Origin of the sequence: Mycobacterium sp. 3-98, assembly GCF_035918355.1 — a bacterium.
In the GTDB taxonomy this organism is placed as follows: Bacteria; Actinomycetota; Actinomycetes; order Mycobacteriales; family Mycobacteriaceae; genus Mycobacterium; species Mycobacterium intracellulare.
In genome coordinates, this window is sequence record NZ_CP142360.1 from 201,519 (window position 1) to 217,785 (window position 16,267).

Here is a 16,267-nt window from a genome sequence, read left to right on the forward strand (position 1 = left end):
GGAGTCGATGGTTACGGATTGGTCACGATGGCGGGTGGGTGCCGACTTTCGGCGACCCCGATTACGGTGCGGGAACAATTGTTATCTCAAGCTCTCGCGACGCGCTGAGCAAATCCCAGGGAAATCGCCCCGGAAACTTATCGTCACATCGTGGAACGACGAACGGCCCTGAAACTCCCTCTGCTGTTGGCGGCGGGCGCCGCAGTTACCCGGGTACCCAGGGCCTCCGCGGAGGAGGCGGGCCGGTGGTCCCCCGATCGCGCCAACCGGTGGTATCAGGCGCAGGGCTGGCTCGTCGGAGCAAACTACATTCCCGCGAGCGCCATCAACCAGTTCGAGATGTTTCAGGCCGATACCTTCGACCCGCGGCGCATCGACACCGAGCTCGGCTGGGCTCAGTTCTATGGCCACAACACCGCGCGGGTCTTCCTCCATGATCAGCTGTGGGCCGCCGACCAGCGCGGGTTCCAAACGCGCCTAGGGCAATTCGTCGACATCGCCGCCCGTCATCACATCAAACCGCTGTTTGTCTTCTTCGACTCCTGCTGGGATCCGCAACCCCGCGCGGGTCGACAGCGCGCGCCGCGCCCCGGTGTGCACAACTCGGGCTGGGCGCAGAGCCCGGGTGCCGAGCGCCTCGGCGACCCCCGCTACGTCCCGGTGATGCGCGACTACGTCACCGCGGTGATGACCCAATTCCGTAACGACAACCGGGTTTTGGGCTGGGACCTCTGGAATGAACCCGACAACCCGGCGCGCCAATACCGCAACACCGAAAGAAGCGATAAGGAGCAACTCGTCGCCGACCTGCTCCCCCAGGTGTTTCGGTGGGCGCGCGCGGTGGATCCGAGCCAGCCGCTCACGAGTGGCGTGTGGCGGGGCGACTGGGGACAACCCCAGGGCCGCAGCGCAATCAGCGACATCCAGCTCGCCAACTCCGACGTGGTCACCTTCCATTCCTACGCTGAGCCCGCCGGGTTCGAGTCGCGCATCAACGAGCTGACGCCGATGGGCCGGCCGATCCTGTGCACGGAATACATGGCTCGGCCCCGGGGCAGCACCGTACAGAGCATCCTGCCCGTCGCCAAACGCCACAACGTCGGCGCGATCAACTGGGGCCTGGTTGCCGGCAAGACCCAGACCTACTTCCCCTGGGAAACGTGGGATCACCCGGCCACGACGGTTCCGAAGGTGTGGTTCCACGACTTGATCCGGCCCGAGGGACGTCCGTTCCAAGACATCGAGGTTTTGACCGTCCGGAAGCTGGCCGGAAGCCAGGCCTGACAAGCAGAAGCGGGCCAACCAGCCCGCCTGGGCTTTGACCATTCAACGATCGCCGTCGCGCTGCCAGTAGTAGCGTTTATGCCAGCTCAGAAGGGGGCGGCGATGATCGTCGGTGTTGGCCATCTGCCCGCGACGCCATGACGCTGTCAAACCTGAGCGAAGCGGAACTGATCGCGTCGGCCGGCGGCGATCCGTGGGCGATCAACCAGAGCTTGCAGGCCGTAGCCCGTTACAGATTTCGCAGTTGGCGGAGGCCTTTCATGGCGCGGGTCGACACACCGCCGAAGCCGACCATGCATTCGAGCAAGCGCGAAAACGGTTCGCCGCCGCCTGGAACCATCAGGATGGTGGCCACCCCATCAACGATTCTGACGAAGTGCAGCGGGTGACCAAAATGCTCGGTGCGCAGTCCGAGCAGCTGCCGAAGATCGGTGCTGAATTGGAAACGATCGCCGCCGCGTTGGCCGACGCGCAGAAACAAGGAGCTCGAGAGATCGCCCTGCTGGACAGTGAGCTCCGAGGCCTCGACAGCCTCATGACCGCGATCAAGAAGGAATTGGCCTCCCATCTGCCCGAGTCGGAACGCCAGAAGCTGTTGAGACTGTACGACGACGCGCACGCCGATGCCGTGGACGACGTCCGCGATGCCGTCAAACAAATGACGTCAATTCGCAACGGGTACTCCGACACTCTCCGTAGAGCCATGGGTGCCCTGCATACCGACGGTTACGACCCACCGAAAGCTGTAGACGAGTGGATCGAAAGCCCGCTGAAACCGGGTGAGGTGAGAGACCTCGGGCCGATCGCCGGTACCGGCGGCATTCCCGGCATCCCGGGTATCGGGGCGGCGGACTTAGGAGAAGTGGTCGAGATCCCCGGACAGCCGGGAAAATATCTCGCGATTTTTGGGGATTCGTTCTCCGGCAACAAAGTCGGTGAGGGCGAACACTATCGATCTGTGGCCGTACCGGTGACCTTCGACGCCGACGGACGTCCGCATTTTGGTGCGCCACTAACGGGCCCTGAGAATAGTGGCCGCGAGCTCTTCACAATGCCGTCGGAGGCGGTCAAGGCCGGAATCAGCGACACGTTGCCAGCCGGAACGATCACCCTGGGCGACAAAACGTACATGATGGTGACCGGCACGACGGGGAACCTTAAGCCGGCGGCTTCGTGGCTGGTCGAAGTCAACGGTGACCCGGGCAAAGGGTGGACAATGGTGCCAGGCTCGTATCGCGCCGCGGGAGAGGCGCCCACCCAGATCAGCGGCTATAAGGGCTCGGACGGCAAAGTCTACATCGCCGCTGATTCCTTCGACCGCAGCCGAGGAATCACCATGTACCGCGCGGATCCTGACAAAGTGTTCAATCGCGGCAGTTGGCAGCCCTGGAACGGAACCGGCTGGGGCCAAGCCGGCGGAGTCGCCACCGCTCCGATAAGCCGCACACCCTTCGGCGAACTCAGTTTCAGGGAGGTCGACGGCAAGGCGGTGCTGTCGGGTTTCAATCAGGGCACTGGAAATGTCGAAGTTCGGGTGGTGGATGAACCCACTAAAGTGTTGAGCGTCGGGCCGACAGTTGTTGCACAGCAGAGCAATCCGCAGGGGCCAAACTTTGTACCCCAGAACTACGGTGGGTATATCCTGCCTGGATCCACGCTGGATAAGCTGAATCTGTTCGTAAGTCAATGGAACACAACGACCAACACCCCGTACAACACTCGGCAATTCCAGGTAAACGCAAACCGCTAATCTACCCGCCGATAGGACCAGAAATGATCAGTAGGACGCTCGCTGTCGCTGCCGGGGTTCTCACCGCGTTTATGACTAGTTGCAACGCTCGCGCCGACGCGCCTGCATTTCCGGACATCAGCGGGTATTCACCCGTGACGGTTGCGGACTACACGATTGGGCTTCCCAACACGGGGCGCGCACCGCTCAACATGGTCTATTTCCTTACCCCGGATGGAATCACGTGCGATTTCTTCTCCGGGGAAGCACAATGCACAGGCAATAATTTTCCCGCGGTCCCGCCAGCCAGCGGGGCCGGCACGGTGAACGCGATTGGGACCGCCTCTGGACTGGCTCAATCCGGCGACCCGATCGCGCCTAACGGCCAGGTCTATGGCCATCCACTCAAGACGTTGCCCCCACTGCATTCCATCACCGTCGACGGCATCATTTGCGGGGTCGATAACTCAGGCACGACCGCATGCAAAGACCCCCAAGGCCGTGGCTTCGTCCTGTCGCCACATGGTTCTGGTTGGCTGCCTCACGTGTGACTGTCAATCAGGCGGTAGGCGACCGCTTCAGCGTCCGACCATGATTCGGAGGAGGTTTCGAATGCCTACCGTCGCACGCCTGACTACTCGATCGTTTGCCTTAATCTTCGTCTTGGTGTCCGTGTCCTGTACGTCGCCGTCGCAACACGCCGTCGCACAGCCGCCCGGCTTCCCTAAGCTCGACGAGTTCACCCCGGTATCAATCGATAACTACATCGAAATTCCGCCGAAAGGATTGCGGTACGCCTACTTTTCGACCCCTTACAACATCCAATGTTGGTTTGAGGCCGGCGAGCCCGTACCGGTGTGGCAATCGCAAGACATCAATTGCCTAGGGGACATGCCGGACGCGAATCCCTGCATGGTCGGCAAAGCAACGGGCGTACGATCAGCACCCACATATGCGATCAGCATGACAGGTAACAAATGTGGTGTGCCGTATACCCACGGGACATTGTTAAACATCGGACAGAAGGTGAACTTCCGCGACGCGACGTGCGTAGTGGGTCCTGACCGCCTCGTCGCCTGCCTGGACACCAGCAGCGGCGAGCACGGATTTGTGCTCAAACCCTCTGGCAGCGTGGCTTTTTAGGGCACAACTAAACCGGTTTGCCCACGGCGGCGATCCGAAACCGCTTGACCCAAAAGGGTTTACGAAGCCGCGAAGTCGCCGACGACGGTCATTTTGTTGCCGTCCCGTGCGGTGGCGAAGCCGCCTGCGTTGAATGCGCAATTCAGGATGATCGCCCGGTGCGGGGGACTTTGCATCCACATGTCCAGGGCCTCACGGGGATTCGCGGCGGATCCGGTGCCCCAGAAGACGATTTCACCCGTGGAGCGGCTCCGATAGCCCGCCTGCGCGATCCGTGCCTGCGGCGACGAGCCGTCCGAGCCGATGTGTCCGCTGACCCCGCTGCGCAGCATGTCGTCGGCATGCCGCTGGGCGGCTTCCGTCAGACGCGGGTCGTCGGTGATCGGTCCGCATCCCTGGCGAAGCTGGTTGACGCCGCTGTACACCGCGCTCCCCGCATCGTCGGCGTGCGCAACGAACCCGTCTGCACCGGAAACAGTGATGAAGGCAGTGCAGATCGAGAAGATTGCGTAGAACGCAACTTTCCTCGTCATGTTTGCCTCGTACCGCATACTGGCTTTATCTGTTTCAGATAACAAAATGTTACCCACTTGCAACCATCGGCGGTCGCGAATAACAGATCCGTTCGGCAGCCGCCGACGGCGAGGCTAAGCCAAAGGCCCTGCTAGTGGCCGGTGTTGTGGGCCAGATCGATGGCGTACTGATTCACGAAGTGACCCGCTGGCGGATCACCCTTGCCGCACGTCCCGTCGGATTCGCCGGGACGTTTGATCCACAGGTAGGCGTCGGCGTGCGCACCCGCGGTCGAGGCGGTGGGCGGGGTGCCCAACGCTCGGCCGCTGGGATTGCACCAGTTGAGCTCGGAATCAGGCGCCGGTCCGGCACCGTTGCGCGACGTGTCGATCACGTAGTGCGAACCATTGGTGAGTCCCGAAATCGCTTCGCCGTAACCGATTTCGTCCTCGGTGGTGAAGAAGTTCGCGGTGTTGACGCTGAAGCCCCGCGCGTGACCGACGCCGGCCTGATTCAGCCTGGCGGCCATGTCCTCGGCACTGTGCCAACGCAGGTGACCCGCGTCGATGTACACGGCCGCGTTCGGATCCTTCGTCAGCGTGTCGACGGCGTAATGAACCAGATCGAACCGTTCTTGGCGCTGATCACCCGAGAGGCAGTCGGCCATGGCGAGCGCATCGGGTTCGACGATGATCGCCACCCGCGAGGTGCCCACTCCGCCGGCGATGCCGTCGATCCAGCTCCGGTAGTCGGCGCCCGACCCCATGCCGCCCGCGGCGAAGCTGCCGCAGTCGCGATGGGGGATTCCGTAGATCGCCAGCACCGGGATGGCGCCGGCGGCGGCCGCGTCGCCGACGTACTTCCCGACCGTTGCTGCGGAACCGCCCGGGACGATCCAGTACGCCTGCGGCGTATTGGCGATCGCGGTCAACTCGGCACTCGGCGGATCGGCGCTCTGGGCGGCGCGCATGGCCGCCGACGTGGGGTTGACGTAGAACGGCGCCCCGTCCAGTGGGTTGCCATCGGAGGCCAAACGCACCGTCGGGGCGGGACGGACCAGCACCGGGTCGCAGACAAGGCCGATGCCGGTGACGGCCGTGATCGTCAGGAAAGGGGTGATCCATCGTGCGACTGCACGAGCAGCTGAGAACGTCACCTCAGGAAAATTAGTGGGTCGAACCATCGAGCGCCAACGAGGGTGGCGACCGATCGGCGCGCGCACGATCGGTGCATCGTGAGAGCACGATCTACCTGCGACTGGGCGCCGATAGTTTTGGCGGTGGCGGAGGGATTTGAACCCTCGGACGGTTTTAGCCGTCACACGCTTTCGAGGCGTGCTCCTTAGGCCGCTCGGACACGCCACCGCCGAGCAGCTTACCGAACGGCACGCCTCTCACCCCAATCGCTGGCGGGCGAAGAACGCCTCCAGCGGCGCCGCGCACTCCTGTGCCAGGACACCGCCCCGCACTTCCGGGCGGTGATTGAGCCGCCGGTCGCGGACCACGTCCCACAGCGATCCGACCGCGCCCGTCTTGGGTTCCCAGGCGCCGAACACCAGCCGGCCGATGCGCGACAGCACCAGCGCACCCGCGCACATGGTGCACGGTTCGACGGTCACGGCCAGCGTGGCGCCCTCGAGCCGCCACCCGTCGCCGAGCACCTCGGCGGCCGCGCGCAGCGCGAGGATCTCGGCGTGGGCCGTCGGATCGCCCAGGGCCTCGCGGGCATTCACGGCGCGAGCCAGCTCGGTACCGTCGGCGCTGATCACGACCGCGCCGATGGGCACATCGCGGGGACCCGCCGTCGCGGCAACCGACAGCGCGGAACGGATCAGCTGTTCGTCAGGAATCACCGACCGATCCTGATGGCGGCGACCCGCTGCGCCCGGCTCCATCAGTGGTGGCGACCCGCTGCGCCCGGCTCCGCCGCGCTTGCGATCACCGACCGAGGCGGTCGATCACCGCCGACAGCTGATCGGCGAAGCCCATCTCGCGGGCGATGCGGCCCAGCTGCTCGTCGGCATACAGGTCGGTCTCGTCGAGGATGACCCCCAAGACCGCCTCGGGCAGCCCGATGTCGGACAGCAGCCCCAGGTCGCCCTCTTCGAAGGGATCGGAATCCTCGAGGTCGTCGGGATCGATGTCGGCGTCGAGCTTGTCGAGCACTTCCGCGGCGATGTCGTAGTCCAACGCTGCGGTGGCGTCCGAGAGCAGCAGCCGCGTCCCCGACGGCGCGGGCCGCACGATGACGAAGAATTCGTCATCGACGTCGAGCAGGCCGAAGACAGCCCCGGCGCTGCGCAGTTCACGCAGCTCTGTCTCGGCGGCCGCCAGGCTCGTCAGCGACTTGCGGGCCATTGGAGCACAGCGCCACTGTCCCTCTTCACGCACGACCGCGACGCCGAAGCCGTCCGGCACATCTGCGGACAGGCCCTGGGCGGAGGCCCGTTGTTGTGCTCCCATGGCCGCTTACGGTAGTCCCTGACCAGGCCCCTGACCAGATGGAGCCTGGTAGCGGCGACATCTGACAGCGACCTATCCGAACGGATGTGCCAACCTTGGAATGTGGCAAGCCCTCCTTCTAAGACACCGGTGTGTGTGCTCGGGCTGGGGCTGATCGGTGGCTCGATCATGCGGGCCGCCACGGCGGCGGGCCGTGAAGTCTTCGGCTACAACCGCTCCGTGGAGGGCGCGCAGGCCGCGGCCGCCGACGGCTTTGACGCCTCCACGGAGCTCACCGAGACCCTGACCCGCGCCGCCGGCTCCGGCGCGTTGATCGTGCTCGCCGTACCGATGCCGGCGATGGCGGGCATGCTCGCGCACATCAAGGACACGGCCCCGGCGTGCCCGTTGACCGACGTCACCAGCGTCAAAAAGGCGGTGCTCGACGAGGTCGTCGCGGCGGGTCTGCAGGAACGCTTCGTCGGGGGCCACCCCATGGCGGGCACCGCGCATTCGGGTTGGACCGCCGGCTACGCCGGGTTGTTCGCCGAGGCGCCGTGGGTGGTCAGCGTCGACGATCATGTCGACCCGACGGTCTGGTCGATGGTGATGACGTTGGCGCTGGACTGCGGCGCGGTGGTGGTGCCCGCCAGATCCGACGAACACGACGCCGCCGCGGCCGCCATCTCGCATCTGCCCCACCTGCTCGCCGAGGCGCTGGCGGTCGTCGCCGGGGACGTCCCGTTGGCGTTCGCGCTGGCCGCCGGGTCATTCCGCGACGGGACCCGGGTGGCGGCCAGCGCCCCGGATCTGGTGCGGGCGATGTGCGAGGGCAACTGCGACCAACTGGTGCCCGCGGTCGACCGCGTCATCGAACTGCTGAGTCGCGCCCGCGATTCGCTGGCCCACCACAACTCGGTCGCCGACCTCATCGAAGCCGGCCACGCCGCGCGAACGCGTTACGACAGCTTCCCGCGCAGCGACATCTTCCACGTCGTCGTGGGCGCGGAGAACTGGCGCCAGGAACTGGCCGCCGCGGGCCGCGCGGGCGCAGTGATCAGATCCGCTCTGCCAAGCCTGGATAGTCGACGATGAATCCTTCGTCGTCGACGCTCACCGTGGTGTCGGCGATCGGCGTGTGCACCTTGATCTCGCCGCGACTGCCCGCGCTGCTGTAGCTCACCGTGTCCGCGATGATGGACATCTCGGGCACGTTGACGTAGACGACGGGCAGCGTGACCGACGCCGCCTGCTCGTGCAGGCCGAGCCGCCGGATCGGCAGCGCGTTGAAGAAGGGGCTGAACTCCACGTCGACGTCCAGGGCGCCGTTGTAGGCCGCGCGGTGCTCGCCCTGATGGTCGGTGACCAACCACATGTTCTCTTCGTCGCGCGCGAAGGAGAAGACGCGTTCGCGCTCGGCCAGGGTGACGGTCATCCCGAGCCGCTTGGTGGCGCCGGTTTCATCGGTCAACAGGTCGTAGTAGGCGCCGAACGCCGGGTTGGCCTCGGTGGCGGCCGCGACGATGCGGCCGTTGGCCTTGATTCTCTTGCCGGACACCTGGAGTCGTACCGATTCCATCCGGGAGACGTCCTGTGCGCGCCAGGTGAGCATCGCCTGCCAAACGCGGCGAGACGGGTCGGAGGGGGCTGCGTTCACTCATCTACCGTAAGACGTCCCCGCGAACCGCTGCGGAAGTGTCCGGTAAGTGCGTCGCAGGCGGCCGGTGCCCGGCACCGACGCCCACACCAGCAACGCCAGCAGTCCGTCGAGCACCAGCGCCAATGCGGCCACCATCAGCGCCCCGACCAGGGCCAGGTGAAACTCGCGTTCCTTGATCCCATCGATCAGGTATCGCCCCAAACCGCCGAGGCTGGCATAGGCGGCCACCGTTGCGGTGGCGACCACCTGCAGCGTCGCGTTGCGCAGCCCACCGAGCATCAACGGCAGCGCATTGGGCACCTCGACGCGCAGCAGCACCTGGGCCTCGGTCATGCCCATCGCCCGGGCGGCGTCGACGACCGTCGGGTCGACATTGGCGATCCCCGCGTACGTGCCGGCCAGCAGCGCGGGCACACCCAGCAGCATCAGGGCCACCAGCGACGGTCCCAGGCCCAACCCGAACAGCAGCGTCCCGAACAGCAGCACGCCCAGCGTCGGCAGGGAGCGCAGCCCGTTGACGGCGCCCACCACGAACAGGGTGCCGCGGCCGGTGTGCCCGATGACGAGCCCGACGGGAACGGCGATCAGCGCCGAGGCGCCCACCGCGATGGCGGTGTATTCGAGGTGCTCGAGGATGCGGGCCGCGAGTCCGACCGGCCCGGTCCAGTTGTCGACGGTCAACACATACGAGATAGCCCGATCGACGAAGTTCATCGCGCGCCACCCACGACGGGCGCGACGACCGAGCGGCGGCCGGCGGTATCTACGGCGCGGACCCAGGGTGTGGCCAGCCGGCCGGCGCACACGATGAGCACATCGATGACGACCGCCAGCGCGAACAGCGCGATGATGCCCGCCAGGATCTGATCGCTCTTGTCGGTTTGATACCCCTGCGTGAACCAGCTGCCCAGCCCGCCGATCCCGATGACCGAGCCGACCGAGACCATCGCGATGTTGGTCACCACCACTACCCTCAGGCCGGCGATGAGGACCGGAACCGCAAGCGGGAGGTCGACTTTCACGATCCGCGTGATGGGCGGGTAGCCGACCGCGACGGCGGCGTCGCGGGTCTGGGCGGGGACCGCGTCTAGGGCCTCGAGCACCGCGCGCACCAGCAGCGCGGCGGTGTAGGCGGTCAGCGCGACGATCACGTTCGCCTCGTCGAGGATGCGCGTTCCGATGATCATCGGCAACACCACGAACAGCGCCAGCGACGGGATGGTGAACACGACGCTGGCGGCCGCGGTCGTGAGCGTGCGGGCGATCCGCGTGCGCTGCACGGCCAGGCCCAGCGGCAGCGCGATCGCCAACCCGATCACCACCGGCACCAACGACAGCCGCAGGTGCACGATCGTCAGCCACCACGCGTCGTCGAGATGGGTGAGCAGATAGTGCATTATCGGCTCCCCCGTTGGGATTCCACCGCGGCCAGCACGTCGGCGGCCAGCACCCCGCCGATCACCTTGCCGCCGTCGTCGACGGCGATGCCGACCCCCGACGGCGACGACAGCGCGGCGTCGAGCGCCTGGCTCAGATTGCCCCGCGGCCGAAACAGCGATCCCGCCCCGCTCATGCAGTCCGACAACGGTGCGCCGTCGCGGTGCCGCCGCGCGCCTTCGGCGTCGATCCAGCCCAGCGGCGCTCCCCCGCCGTCGACCACCACCGCCCAGCCGTCGGAAAGCCCTGCCCCGGAAAGCGTCTCGGGCGTGATCCGCGCGACGTCGTGCAGCGGCAGTCCGGCCGCGTCGAGGCGTTGCAGCCAGCGATAGCCGCGGCCCAGACCGATGAACCTCGACACGAAGTCGTTCGCGGGTCGCGACAGCAGCCGAGCCGGCTCGTCGTACTGCTGTAACGATCCGCCCTTGAACACCGCCACCCGTTCGCCGAGCCGCAGCGCCTCGTCGATGTCGTGCGTGACGAAAACGATCGTCTTGTGCAGATCGCTTTGCAGGCGCAGTATTTCGTTCTGCAGCTCGTGACGGACCACCGGGTCGACTGCGGAGAACGGCTCGTCCATCAGCAGGACCGGCGGGTCGGCGGCCAGGGCACGCGCCACGCCCACCCGTTGCTGTTCACCACCCGAGAGCTGCGCGGGATAGCGGCGGGCGAGCTTGACGTCCAGCCCGACCCGCTCGAGCACCTCGTAGCCGGCTTTGCGGGCGGCGCGGCGGGACTGCCCCCGCAACACCGGAACCGTTGCCACGTTGTCGATCACCCGCTGGTGGGGCATCAGGCCCGCGTGCTGGATGACGTAGCCGATCCCGAGCCGCAGTTTCACCGGGTCTCGGGTGGCGACGTCGACGCCGTCGATCGCGATGGTGCCCGACGTCGGTTCGATCATCCGGTTGATCATGCGCACGGCCGTCGTCTTGCCGCTGCCGGAGGACCCGACGAACACGGTCAGCTTTCCACTGGGCACCTCCAGGTTGAGGCGGTCCACCGCGGTGGTCCCGTCGCCGAAGACCTTGCTGACCTCATCGAAGGTGATCACGTCATCCGCCGATCGGGTGGTTGAAGCCGTTGTCCCGTATCCAGTTTCGGGCCGCCTCGTCGGGATCGATACCCGAGTTTCCCGACACCGCAGCGTTGAGCCCGGCAACCCCGGAGGTCGTCAGCTTCGCCGACACCGCGTCCAGTACATCTTTGAGCAGGCCGGAGTTCTTTTGCGAATTGACCAGCGGCACAATGTTTCCCGCCACGAAATTGTGCTCCGGGTCGTCGAGCACCACCAGGTGGCCCTGCGGTATGGCCGGTGAGGTGGTGAAAACGTTGGCGGCGTTCACCCTTCCGTCGAGCAAGGCGCGCACGGTGACCGCGCCGCCGCCGTCGTCGATGGCGACGAAGTTGCCCGGCCGGATGTCGAGCCCGTATTTCTGTCGCAGGCCGGGCAGCCCGGCCGGCCTGGTCGCGAACGCCGACGGCGCCCCGAATCGCACCTCGGCCGAATGCGCGGCCAAGTCGGCGATGGTCTTCAGGTTCCACGCGTTCGCCGTTTGACTGGTCACGGTGACGGTGTCGGTGTCGGTCGCGGGCGCGGGCGTCAGGATCGACAAATCGACCGGGAGGCGGCGGCGGAGCTCCAGCTCGACGACATCGAGAGTGGTCGCCTCCGAGTCCGGGGCGAAATACAGCAGCAGATTTCCGATGTATTCGGGCACCAGATCGATGGAATGGTCCTTGAGCGCAGGAATATACGTCTCCCGGCTGCCGATCCCCATCCGCCTTCCGATGTCAAACCCGTTGGCTTGCAGGGCTTGTGCGTAGATCTCGGCGATGATCTGTGATTCCGGAAAGTCCCCGGAACCGACAACGATGGACGAGGGGCTTTTGACCTGCGCCCCCAGCGGGTCGGAATTGCTGCAGGCCGCTACAACGCACATCGCCGTCAGCAGCGCTGCCGCGCGCACGATCACGCCGTGCGGGCGCGGCGCTAGCGTCATACCGCCGACCCTAACGCCCCAACCGGGCGCACGCTGGCCTGCGAGGATCGGTTGCCCGAATCGGTTTCATTCTGGCCCGGATCGGGCAAAGATGACATTATGAGCAGCCCCAACCCTGCGTCGCCCGGACAGCCGTCCCCCAAGCCCACCCACGGGGACAAGACCGGCGCATCCACCAAGGAACCCGCTATCGGGTTCACTCGCGCCGGTGCGCTGTGGTCGTCGCTGTTCGCCGGCTTCGTGATCCTGATTCTGTTGCTGATTTTCATCACCCAGAACACGGCGCCGACGGACTTTCGGTTCTTGGGCTGGCACTGGACCCTGCCCCTGGGTGTGGCGATCTTGCTGGCCGCCGTCGTCGGCGGTCTGATCACGGTGGCGGTCGGCACCGCTCGGATCTTGCAGCTGCGCCGCGTGGCGAAAAAGCACCACACGGCCCCACCGCGCTAGCCGGGCAGCTTGGCCAGTTCGGCCAGGCCGCGGGAGATCAGCGGCGCCACCACCTCGGGCGTGTGCTCGGCGGCGTCGCCCGCGCCACGAGCCTGATCCGACATCCGGCGCCGGAAGTCGATGCCGGCGGCGATGATCGCGAGTTTGAAATACGCCAGCGCCATGTAGAACTCCCAGTGCGCCAGCGGTAAACCGGCCACCAGCGAATAGCGGTCGGCCAGCTCGTCGGCCGTCGGCAGCAGCGGTGAGGTCCATGCGGCCTGCGCATTGACGATCAGGTCCAGCGCGGGGTCGCGGTACACGCACATCAGGGCCGCGTCGGAGAGCGGATCCCCCAGTGTCGAGAGCTCCCAGTCCACCACGGCCCGAACCTTTGTCGGGTCGTCGGCATCCAGGATCGTGTTGTCGATCCGGTAGTCGCCGTGCACGATCGACGTGCGGCTCTGCTGCGGAATCGCCTCGCCCAGACCGGAATGCAGCCGCTGCACATCGGAGTCGCGACGGTCCTCGGGCAGCCGCACCAGATCCCATTGCGAGCCCCACCGCCGCACCTGTCGCTCCAGATACCCGCTGGGCTTGCCGAAGTCGGCCAGGCCGACGGCGTTGGGATCGACATTGTGGAGGTCGACGAGCACCCGGATCAGCGAGTCCACGCAGCCGCCGATGACGGTGTGGCTGAACGACTCGAGTTGGGCGCGGCGGCGCACCACCTGGCCGGCAACGAATTCGACGATCTGGAACGGGGCGCCCAGCACCGAATCGTCTTCGCACAGCCCGATCGTGCGCGCCACCGGGACCGGCGTGTCCTGCAGCGCAGCGACCACCCGGTACTCGCGGGCCATGTCGTGGGCCGATGGCGTCAACCCGTGCAGCGGCGGTCGGCGCACCAGCCAGCTGGTCGCGTCGTCGTAGACGCGGAACGTCAGGTTGGAGCGGCCACCGGAAATGAACTCCGCCCGTAACTCCCCGTCGCGCCCGATCCCGAGTGAACGCAGGTAGGAGTCCAGCGAGGCCAGGTCAAGCCCCTCGAGTTGGTCAGCTGAAGTCACCGAACTTGTCTACCATCGCCGGCCACGACCCGGTTCACCACCTGCGATTTGCCGGCGTCCCGGTCAGCCCGTCCCGCGGTTCGCGTCATCGTCGAGCAGCCGCTGGTTTCGCGGCAACAGATCCCAGACGTGCTCGGTGGCGTTGACCGCGGCGACCGTCGCCTGACCGGACCGGGAGAACAACAGTCGCGTGACCGACGCGTAGTCGACCGGAAAGGACAGCAGTCGCGCCGTCCCGAGGATCTCGTGCAGCAGCACGTTGATCACCCCGCCGTGGCTGAACACCGCGACGGTGTCTTCGGGTTCGGCGCTCGCGACGAGGCCGTCGACCGCGGCGCGCACCCGGGCACGAAACGCATCCTCGTCGACCGCGCTGGGCAAATGCCCCTGGGCCAGGCGCGCCCACTCCTCGGGCATCTCCGCGCGGATCTGCTCGACGGGGATGTACACGGGAAGGTCGCGGTCATACTCGGCGAAGCGGTCGTCGATCTCGACGGTCAGCCCCCGATCCGCCGCGACCGGTTCGGCGGTCTGGATGGCCCGGCGCTGCGGGCTGCTCACCACCCGCGAGATGGGGAACCTGGCGAGCGCCTTGGGCAGTCGCTCGATTTGGGCCAACCCCTCCGCCGACAGGTCCGGATCGGAACCTTGGCCGTGTTCGCTGCGCAGCGGCAGGGCGTGCCGGACCAGAAGCACTTGCATATTTCTTCCTGTCGTTCGAAGGTGGCAGCGCCAGTTTCTCATCGCGTCCGTGCCGCCGATCCCCAGGAGGATTCTTTATGACGCAACCGGATCGGGATTGGGACGCCGCCTACCGGCAGGCGGCGCCGCCCCCGTGGAGCATCGGCCGGCCCCAACCGGAGCTGGCGCGCCTCATCGATCAGGGCCTTGTCCGCAGCGAGGTGCTGGACTCCGGCTGCGGCCATGCCGCACTTTCGCTGGCGCTCGCGGCGCGCGGCTACACCGTCGTCGGCCTCGACGCGAGCGCGACCGCGGTCCAGGCGGCGGCCGCCGCGGCCGCCGAGCAGGGTCTGAGCACCGCGAGCTTCGCGCAGGCCGACGTCACCACCTTTCGTGGCTATGACGGCCGCTTCTCCACCATCCTGGACAGCGGCCTTTTCCACGCGCTGGCGCCGGAACGGCGCCAGGATTACGTGCAGTCCATCTTTCGGGCCGCGGCGCCCGGGGCGGCGTTGTACATCCTGGCCTTCGCCGCGGGGGCGTTGGACCAGGCCCACCCGGACCGGCCGGGCCCGCCGGGCTTCACCGAAACCGAATTGCACGACGCCGTCTCGACGCTGTGGCGGGTCGATGACATTCGCGTGGCCAAGGTCTACGGCAAGGACGAGTCTTCGGACGGCTCGCTGGCACACCTCGAACACGACGACGAGGGCCACTTCATGGCGCCCGGCTTCCTGCTGAGCGCTCACAAACCCGGCTGAGCCTTGCCGCCACCGTGGAGAATGCTATTCTCCCTACGGAGATTGGGGTGTGCAGCGATGGCCGAGCGCGTGACTGAATCGGGGCTGGATGCGGACGTCCTCGCCCGCTGGCTGGACGCGAACGACGCACCCGGTGGTGGCGAACGGCCGCGGCTGACCCAGCTGAAGGGCGGCTCGCAGAACACCCTCTATCTGGTGGAGCGGGGCGGGCAGCGGATGGTGTTGCGGATGCCCGGCGCCCGGGCCGACGCCGCGCGCATCGACGGCCTGCTGCGCGAGATCCGGCTGGTGCGGGCGCTGTCCGGTACCGATGTGCCGCACGCGGCGCTGATCGCCGCCGACGACACCGGCAGCGTGCTCGGCATGCCCTTCTACGTCATGCAGGCGATCGAGGGGTGGAGCCCGATGGACGGCGGCTGGGCCCCGCCGTTCGACATCGATCTCGCCGCCCGCCGCGGCCTGGCGTTCCAACTCGTCGAGGGCGCCGCCAGGTTGGGCCGGGTGGACTGGCGCGCGCAGGGGCTCGAGGGCTTCGGCCGCCCCGACGGATTCCACGAGCGGCAGGTCGATCGCTGGCTGGCGTTCCTCGACGCTTACAAGGTGCGGGAGCTGCCGGGCCTCGACGAGGCCTCGGACTGGTTGCGCCGCAACCGCCCGGCGCATTACCGGGCGGGCATCATGCACGGCGACTACCAGTTCGCCAACGTGATGTTCGCCCACGGTTCGCCGGCCCGCCTGGCGGCGATCGTGGACTGGGAGATGACGACCGTGGGCGACCCGCTGCTCGACCTGGCGTGGTGCCTGCTGGGTTATGACGGTGAAAACCCGCGCGAGGACGGGTTTTATCTCGACATGCGCGGCATGCCCTCGCGCAGCGAGCTGTTGGAGCACTACGAAACCGTCAGCGGGTTGGCGACCGAGAACATCGACTACTACCTGGTGCTGGCCAACTGGAAGCTCGGCATCGTGCTAGAGAAGACGTATGCGGCCGGCGTGCGCACCGGACCCCAAAAAGGAGGGGTCGACCCCAAGATCACCGACGCGTTCGGGCCGATGATCCTTTCGCTCATCGCCACCGCGGCCGACCTCGCCCGATCGCTGACGACCTAGGGGATG

The 16,267-nt window shown here is 66.7% G+C and carries 18 protein-coding genes, 1 tRNA gene and 1 pseudogene; 8 read left to right on the top strand and 12 right to left on the bottom strand.

Going from position 1 to position 16,267, the window contains the following annotated elements; genetic code table 11:
* The first annotated feature begins 150 nt into the window (after positions 1-150).
* From QGN30_RS01045 to QGN30_RS01060, 4 genes and pseudogenes are all read left to right on the top strand, one after another.
* Positions 151-1,284, top strand: a complete 1,134-nt coding sequence (locus QGN30_RS01045) for a cellulase family glycosylhydrolase (protein ID WP_014381647.1) — start codon at positions 151-153, stop codon at positions 1,282-1,284.
* Between the two features lie 137 nt (positions 1,285-1,421).
* Positions 1,422-3,034, top strand: a pseudogene (locus QGN30_RS01050) (putative alpha/beta hydrolase).
* 134 nt (positions 3,035-3,168) lie between these two features.
* Positions 3,169-3,564 carry a hypothetical protein gene (locus QGN30_RS01055; protein WP_134770524.1) on the top strand — a complete coding sequence of 132 codons (396 nt, stop codon included), beginning with the start codon at positions 3,169-3,171 and terminating at the stop codon, positions 3,562-3,564.
* A gap of 61 nt (positions 3,565-3,625) precedes the next feature.
* A complete protein-coding gene (locus tag QGN30_RS01060) occupies positions 3,626-4,156 on the top strand; it encodes a hypothetical protein (RefSeq protein WP_225330913.1) in 531 nt (176 codons plus the stop codon).
* 59 nt (positions 4,157-4,215) lie between these two features.
* On the opposite strand, the gene QGN30_RS01065 is transcribed toward QGN30_RS01060, so the two are convergent.
* From QGN30_RS01065 to QGN30_RS01085, 5 genes are all read right to left on the bottom strand, one after another.
* Positions 4,216-4,689 (bottom strand): CAP domain-containing protein, encoded by a 474-nt coding sequence (locus tag QGN30_RS01065; RefSeq protein WP_026071064.1) that lies wholly within the window; start codon positions 4,687-4,689, stop codon positions 4,216-4,218.
* A gap of 131 nt (positions 4,690-4,820) precedes the next feature.
* A complete protein-coding gene (locus QGN30_RS01070; RefSeq protein ID WP_014381644.1) occupies positions 4,821-5,825 on the bottom strand; it encodes a glycoside hydrolase family 6 protein in 1,005 nt (334 codons plus the stop codon).
* Positions 5,826-5,943: 118 nt separating this feature from the next.
* A tRNA-Ser gene (locus QGN30_RS01075) sits at positions 5,944-6,033 on the bottom strand.
* 29 nt (positions 6,034-6,062) lie between these two features.
* Entirely contained in the window at positions 6,063-6,521 is a 459-nt protein-coding gene (locus QGN30_RS01080; protein WP_008263147.1) for a nucleoside deaminase, read from the bottom strand.
* Between the two features lie 85 nt (positions 6,522-6,606).
* A complete protein-coding gene (locus QGN30_RS01085; RefSeq protein ID WP_026071065.1) occupies positions 6,607-7,131 on the bottom strand; it encodes a tRNA adenosine deaminase-associated protein in 525 nt (174 codons plus the stop codon).
* Positions 7,132-7,260: 129 nt separating this feature from the next.
* On the opposite strand from QGN30_RS01085, the gene QGN30_RS01090 reads away from it, so the two are divergent.
* The gene (locus tag QGN30_RS01090) at positions 7,261-8,205 is read left to right on the top strand and encodes a prephenate dehydrogenase (RefSeq protein ID WP_009956726.1); all 945 of its coding nucleotides are present in this window, start codon (positions 7,261-7,263) and stop codon (positions 8,203-8,205) included.
* Here QGN30_RS01090 and QGN30_RS01095 read toward each other — a convergent pair.
* Genes QGN30_RS01095 through QGN30_RS01115 form a run of 5 tightly spaced genes read right to left on the bottom strand, consistent with a single transcriptional unit; the run spans position 8,168 to position 12,210 of the window.
* A complete protein-coding gene (locus QGN30_RS01095; RefSeq protein WP_008263137.1) occupies positions 8,168-8,767 on the bottom strand; it encodes a putative glycolipid-binding domain-containing protein in 600 nt (199 codons plus the stop codon). The genes QGN30_RS01090 and QGN30_RS01095 overlap by 38 nt on opposite strands.
* The gene (locus tag QGN30_RS01100) at positions 8,768-9,484 is read right to left on the bottom strand and encodes an ABC transporter permease (protein WP_009956728.1); all 717 of its coding nucleotides are present in this window, start codon (positions 9,482-9,484) and stop codon (positions 8,768-8,770) included. It lies immediately after the preceding gene.
* Positions 9,481-10,167 carry an ABC transporter permease gene (locus QGN30_RS01105; protein WP_008263134.1) on the bottom strand — a complete coding sequence of 229 codons (687 nt, stop codon included), beginning with the start codon at positions 10,165-10,167 and terminating at the stop codon, positions 9,481-9,483. The genes QGN30_RS01100 and QGN30_RS01105 overlap by 4 nt, the downstream gene beginning before the upstream one ends.
* Complete coding sequence (locus QGN30_RS01110) at positions 10,167-11,261, bottom strand: ABC transporter ATP-binding protein (RefSeq protein ID WP_202288452.1); 1,095 nt, start codon at positions 11,259-11,261, stop codon at positions 10,167-10,169. Before QGN30_RS01110 ends, QGN30_RS01105 begins: the two co-directional genes overlap by 1 nt.
* Position 11,262: 1 nt before the next feature.
* Positions 11,263-12,210 carry an ABC transporter substrate-binding protein gene (locus QGN30_RS01115; RefSeq protein ID WP_038534813.1) on the bottom strand — a complete coding sequence of 316 codons (948 nt, stop codon included), beginning with the start codon at positions 12,208-12,210 and terminating at the stop codon, positions 11,263-11,265.
* 99 nt (positions 12,211-12,309) lie between these two features.
* Here QGN30_RS01115 and QGN30_RS01120 point away from each other — a divergent pair, with 99 nt between their 5' ends.
* Entirely contained in the window at positions 12,310-12,660 is a 351-nt protein-coding gene (locus QGN30_RS01120; RefSeq protein ID WP_008263131.1) for a LapA family protein, read from the top strand.
* On the opposite strand, the gene QGN30_RS01125 is transcribed toward QGN30_RS01120, so the two are convergent.
* Both QGN30_RS01125 and QGN30_RS01130 read right to left on the bottom strand, forming a co-directional pair.
* Positions 12,657-13,709 (bottom strand): phosphotransferase family protein, encoded by a 1,053-nt coding sequence (locus QGN30_RS01125; RefSeq protein ID WP_009956732.1) that lies wholly within the window; start codon positions 13,707-13,709, stop codon positions 12,657-12,659. The genes QGN30_RS01120 and QGN30_RS01125 overlap by 4 nt on opposite strands.
* Before the next feature lie 63 nt (positions 13,710-13,772).
* The gene (locus QGN30_RS01130; RefSeq protein WP_038534812.1) at positions 13,773-14,411 is read right to left on the bottom strand and encodes a histidine phosphatase family protein; all 639 of its coding nucleotides are present in this window, start codon (positions 14,409-14,411) and stop codon (positions 13,773-13,775) included.
* 77 nt (positions 14,412-14,488) lie between these two features.
* Here QGN30_RS01130 and QGN30_RS01135 point away from each other — a divergent pair, with 77 nt between their 5' ends.
* A complete protein-coding gene (locus QGN30_RS01135; RefSeq protein ID WP_009956735.1) occupies positions 14,489-15,151 on the top strand; it encodes a class I SAM-dependent methyltransferase in 663 nt (220 codons plus the stop codon).
* 57 nt (positions 15,152-15,208) lie between these two features.
* Positions 15,209-16,261: a phosphotransferase family protein gene (locus tag QGN30_RS01140; protein ID WP_009956736.1), complete on the top strand. Its 1,053-nt coding sequence runs from the start codon at positions 15,209-15,211 to the stop codon at positions 16,259-16,261.
* The last annotated feature ends 6 nt before the right edge of the window (positions 16,262-16,267 follow it).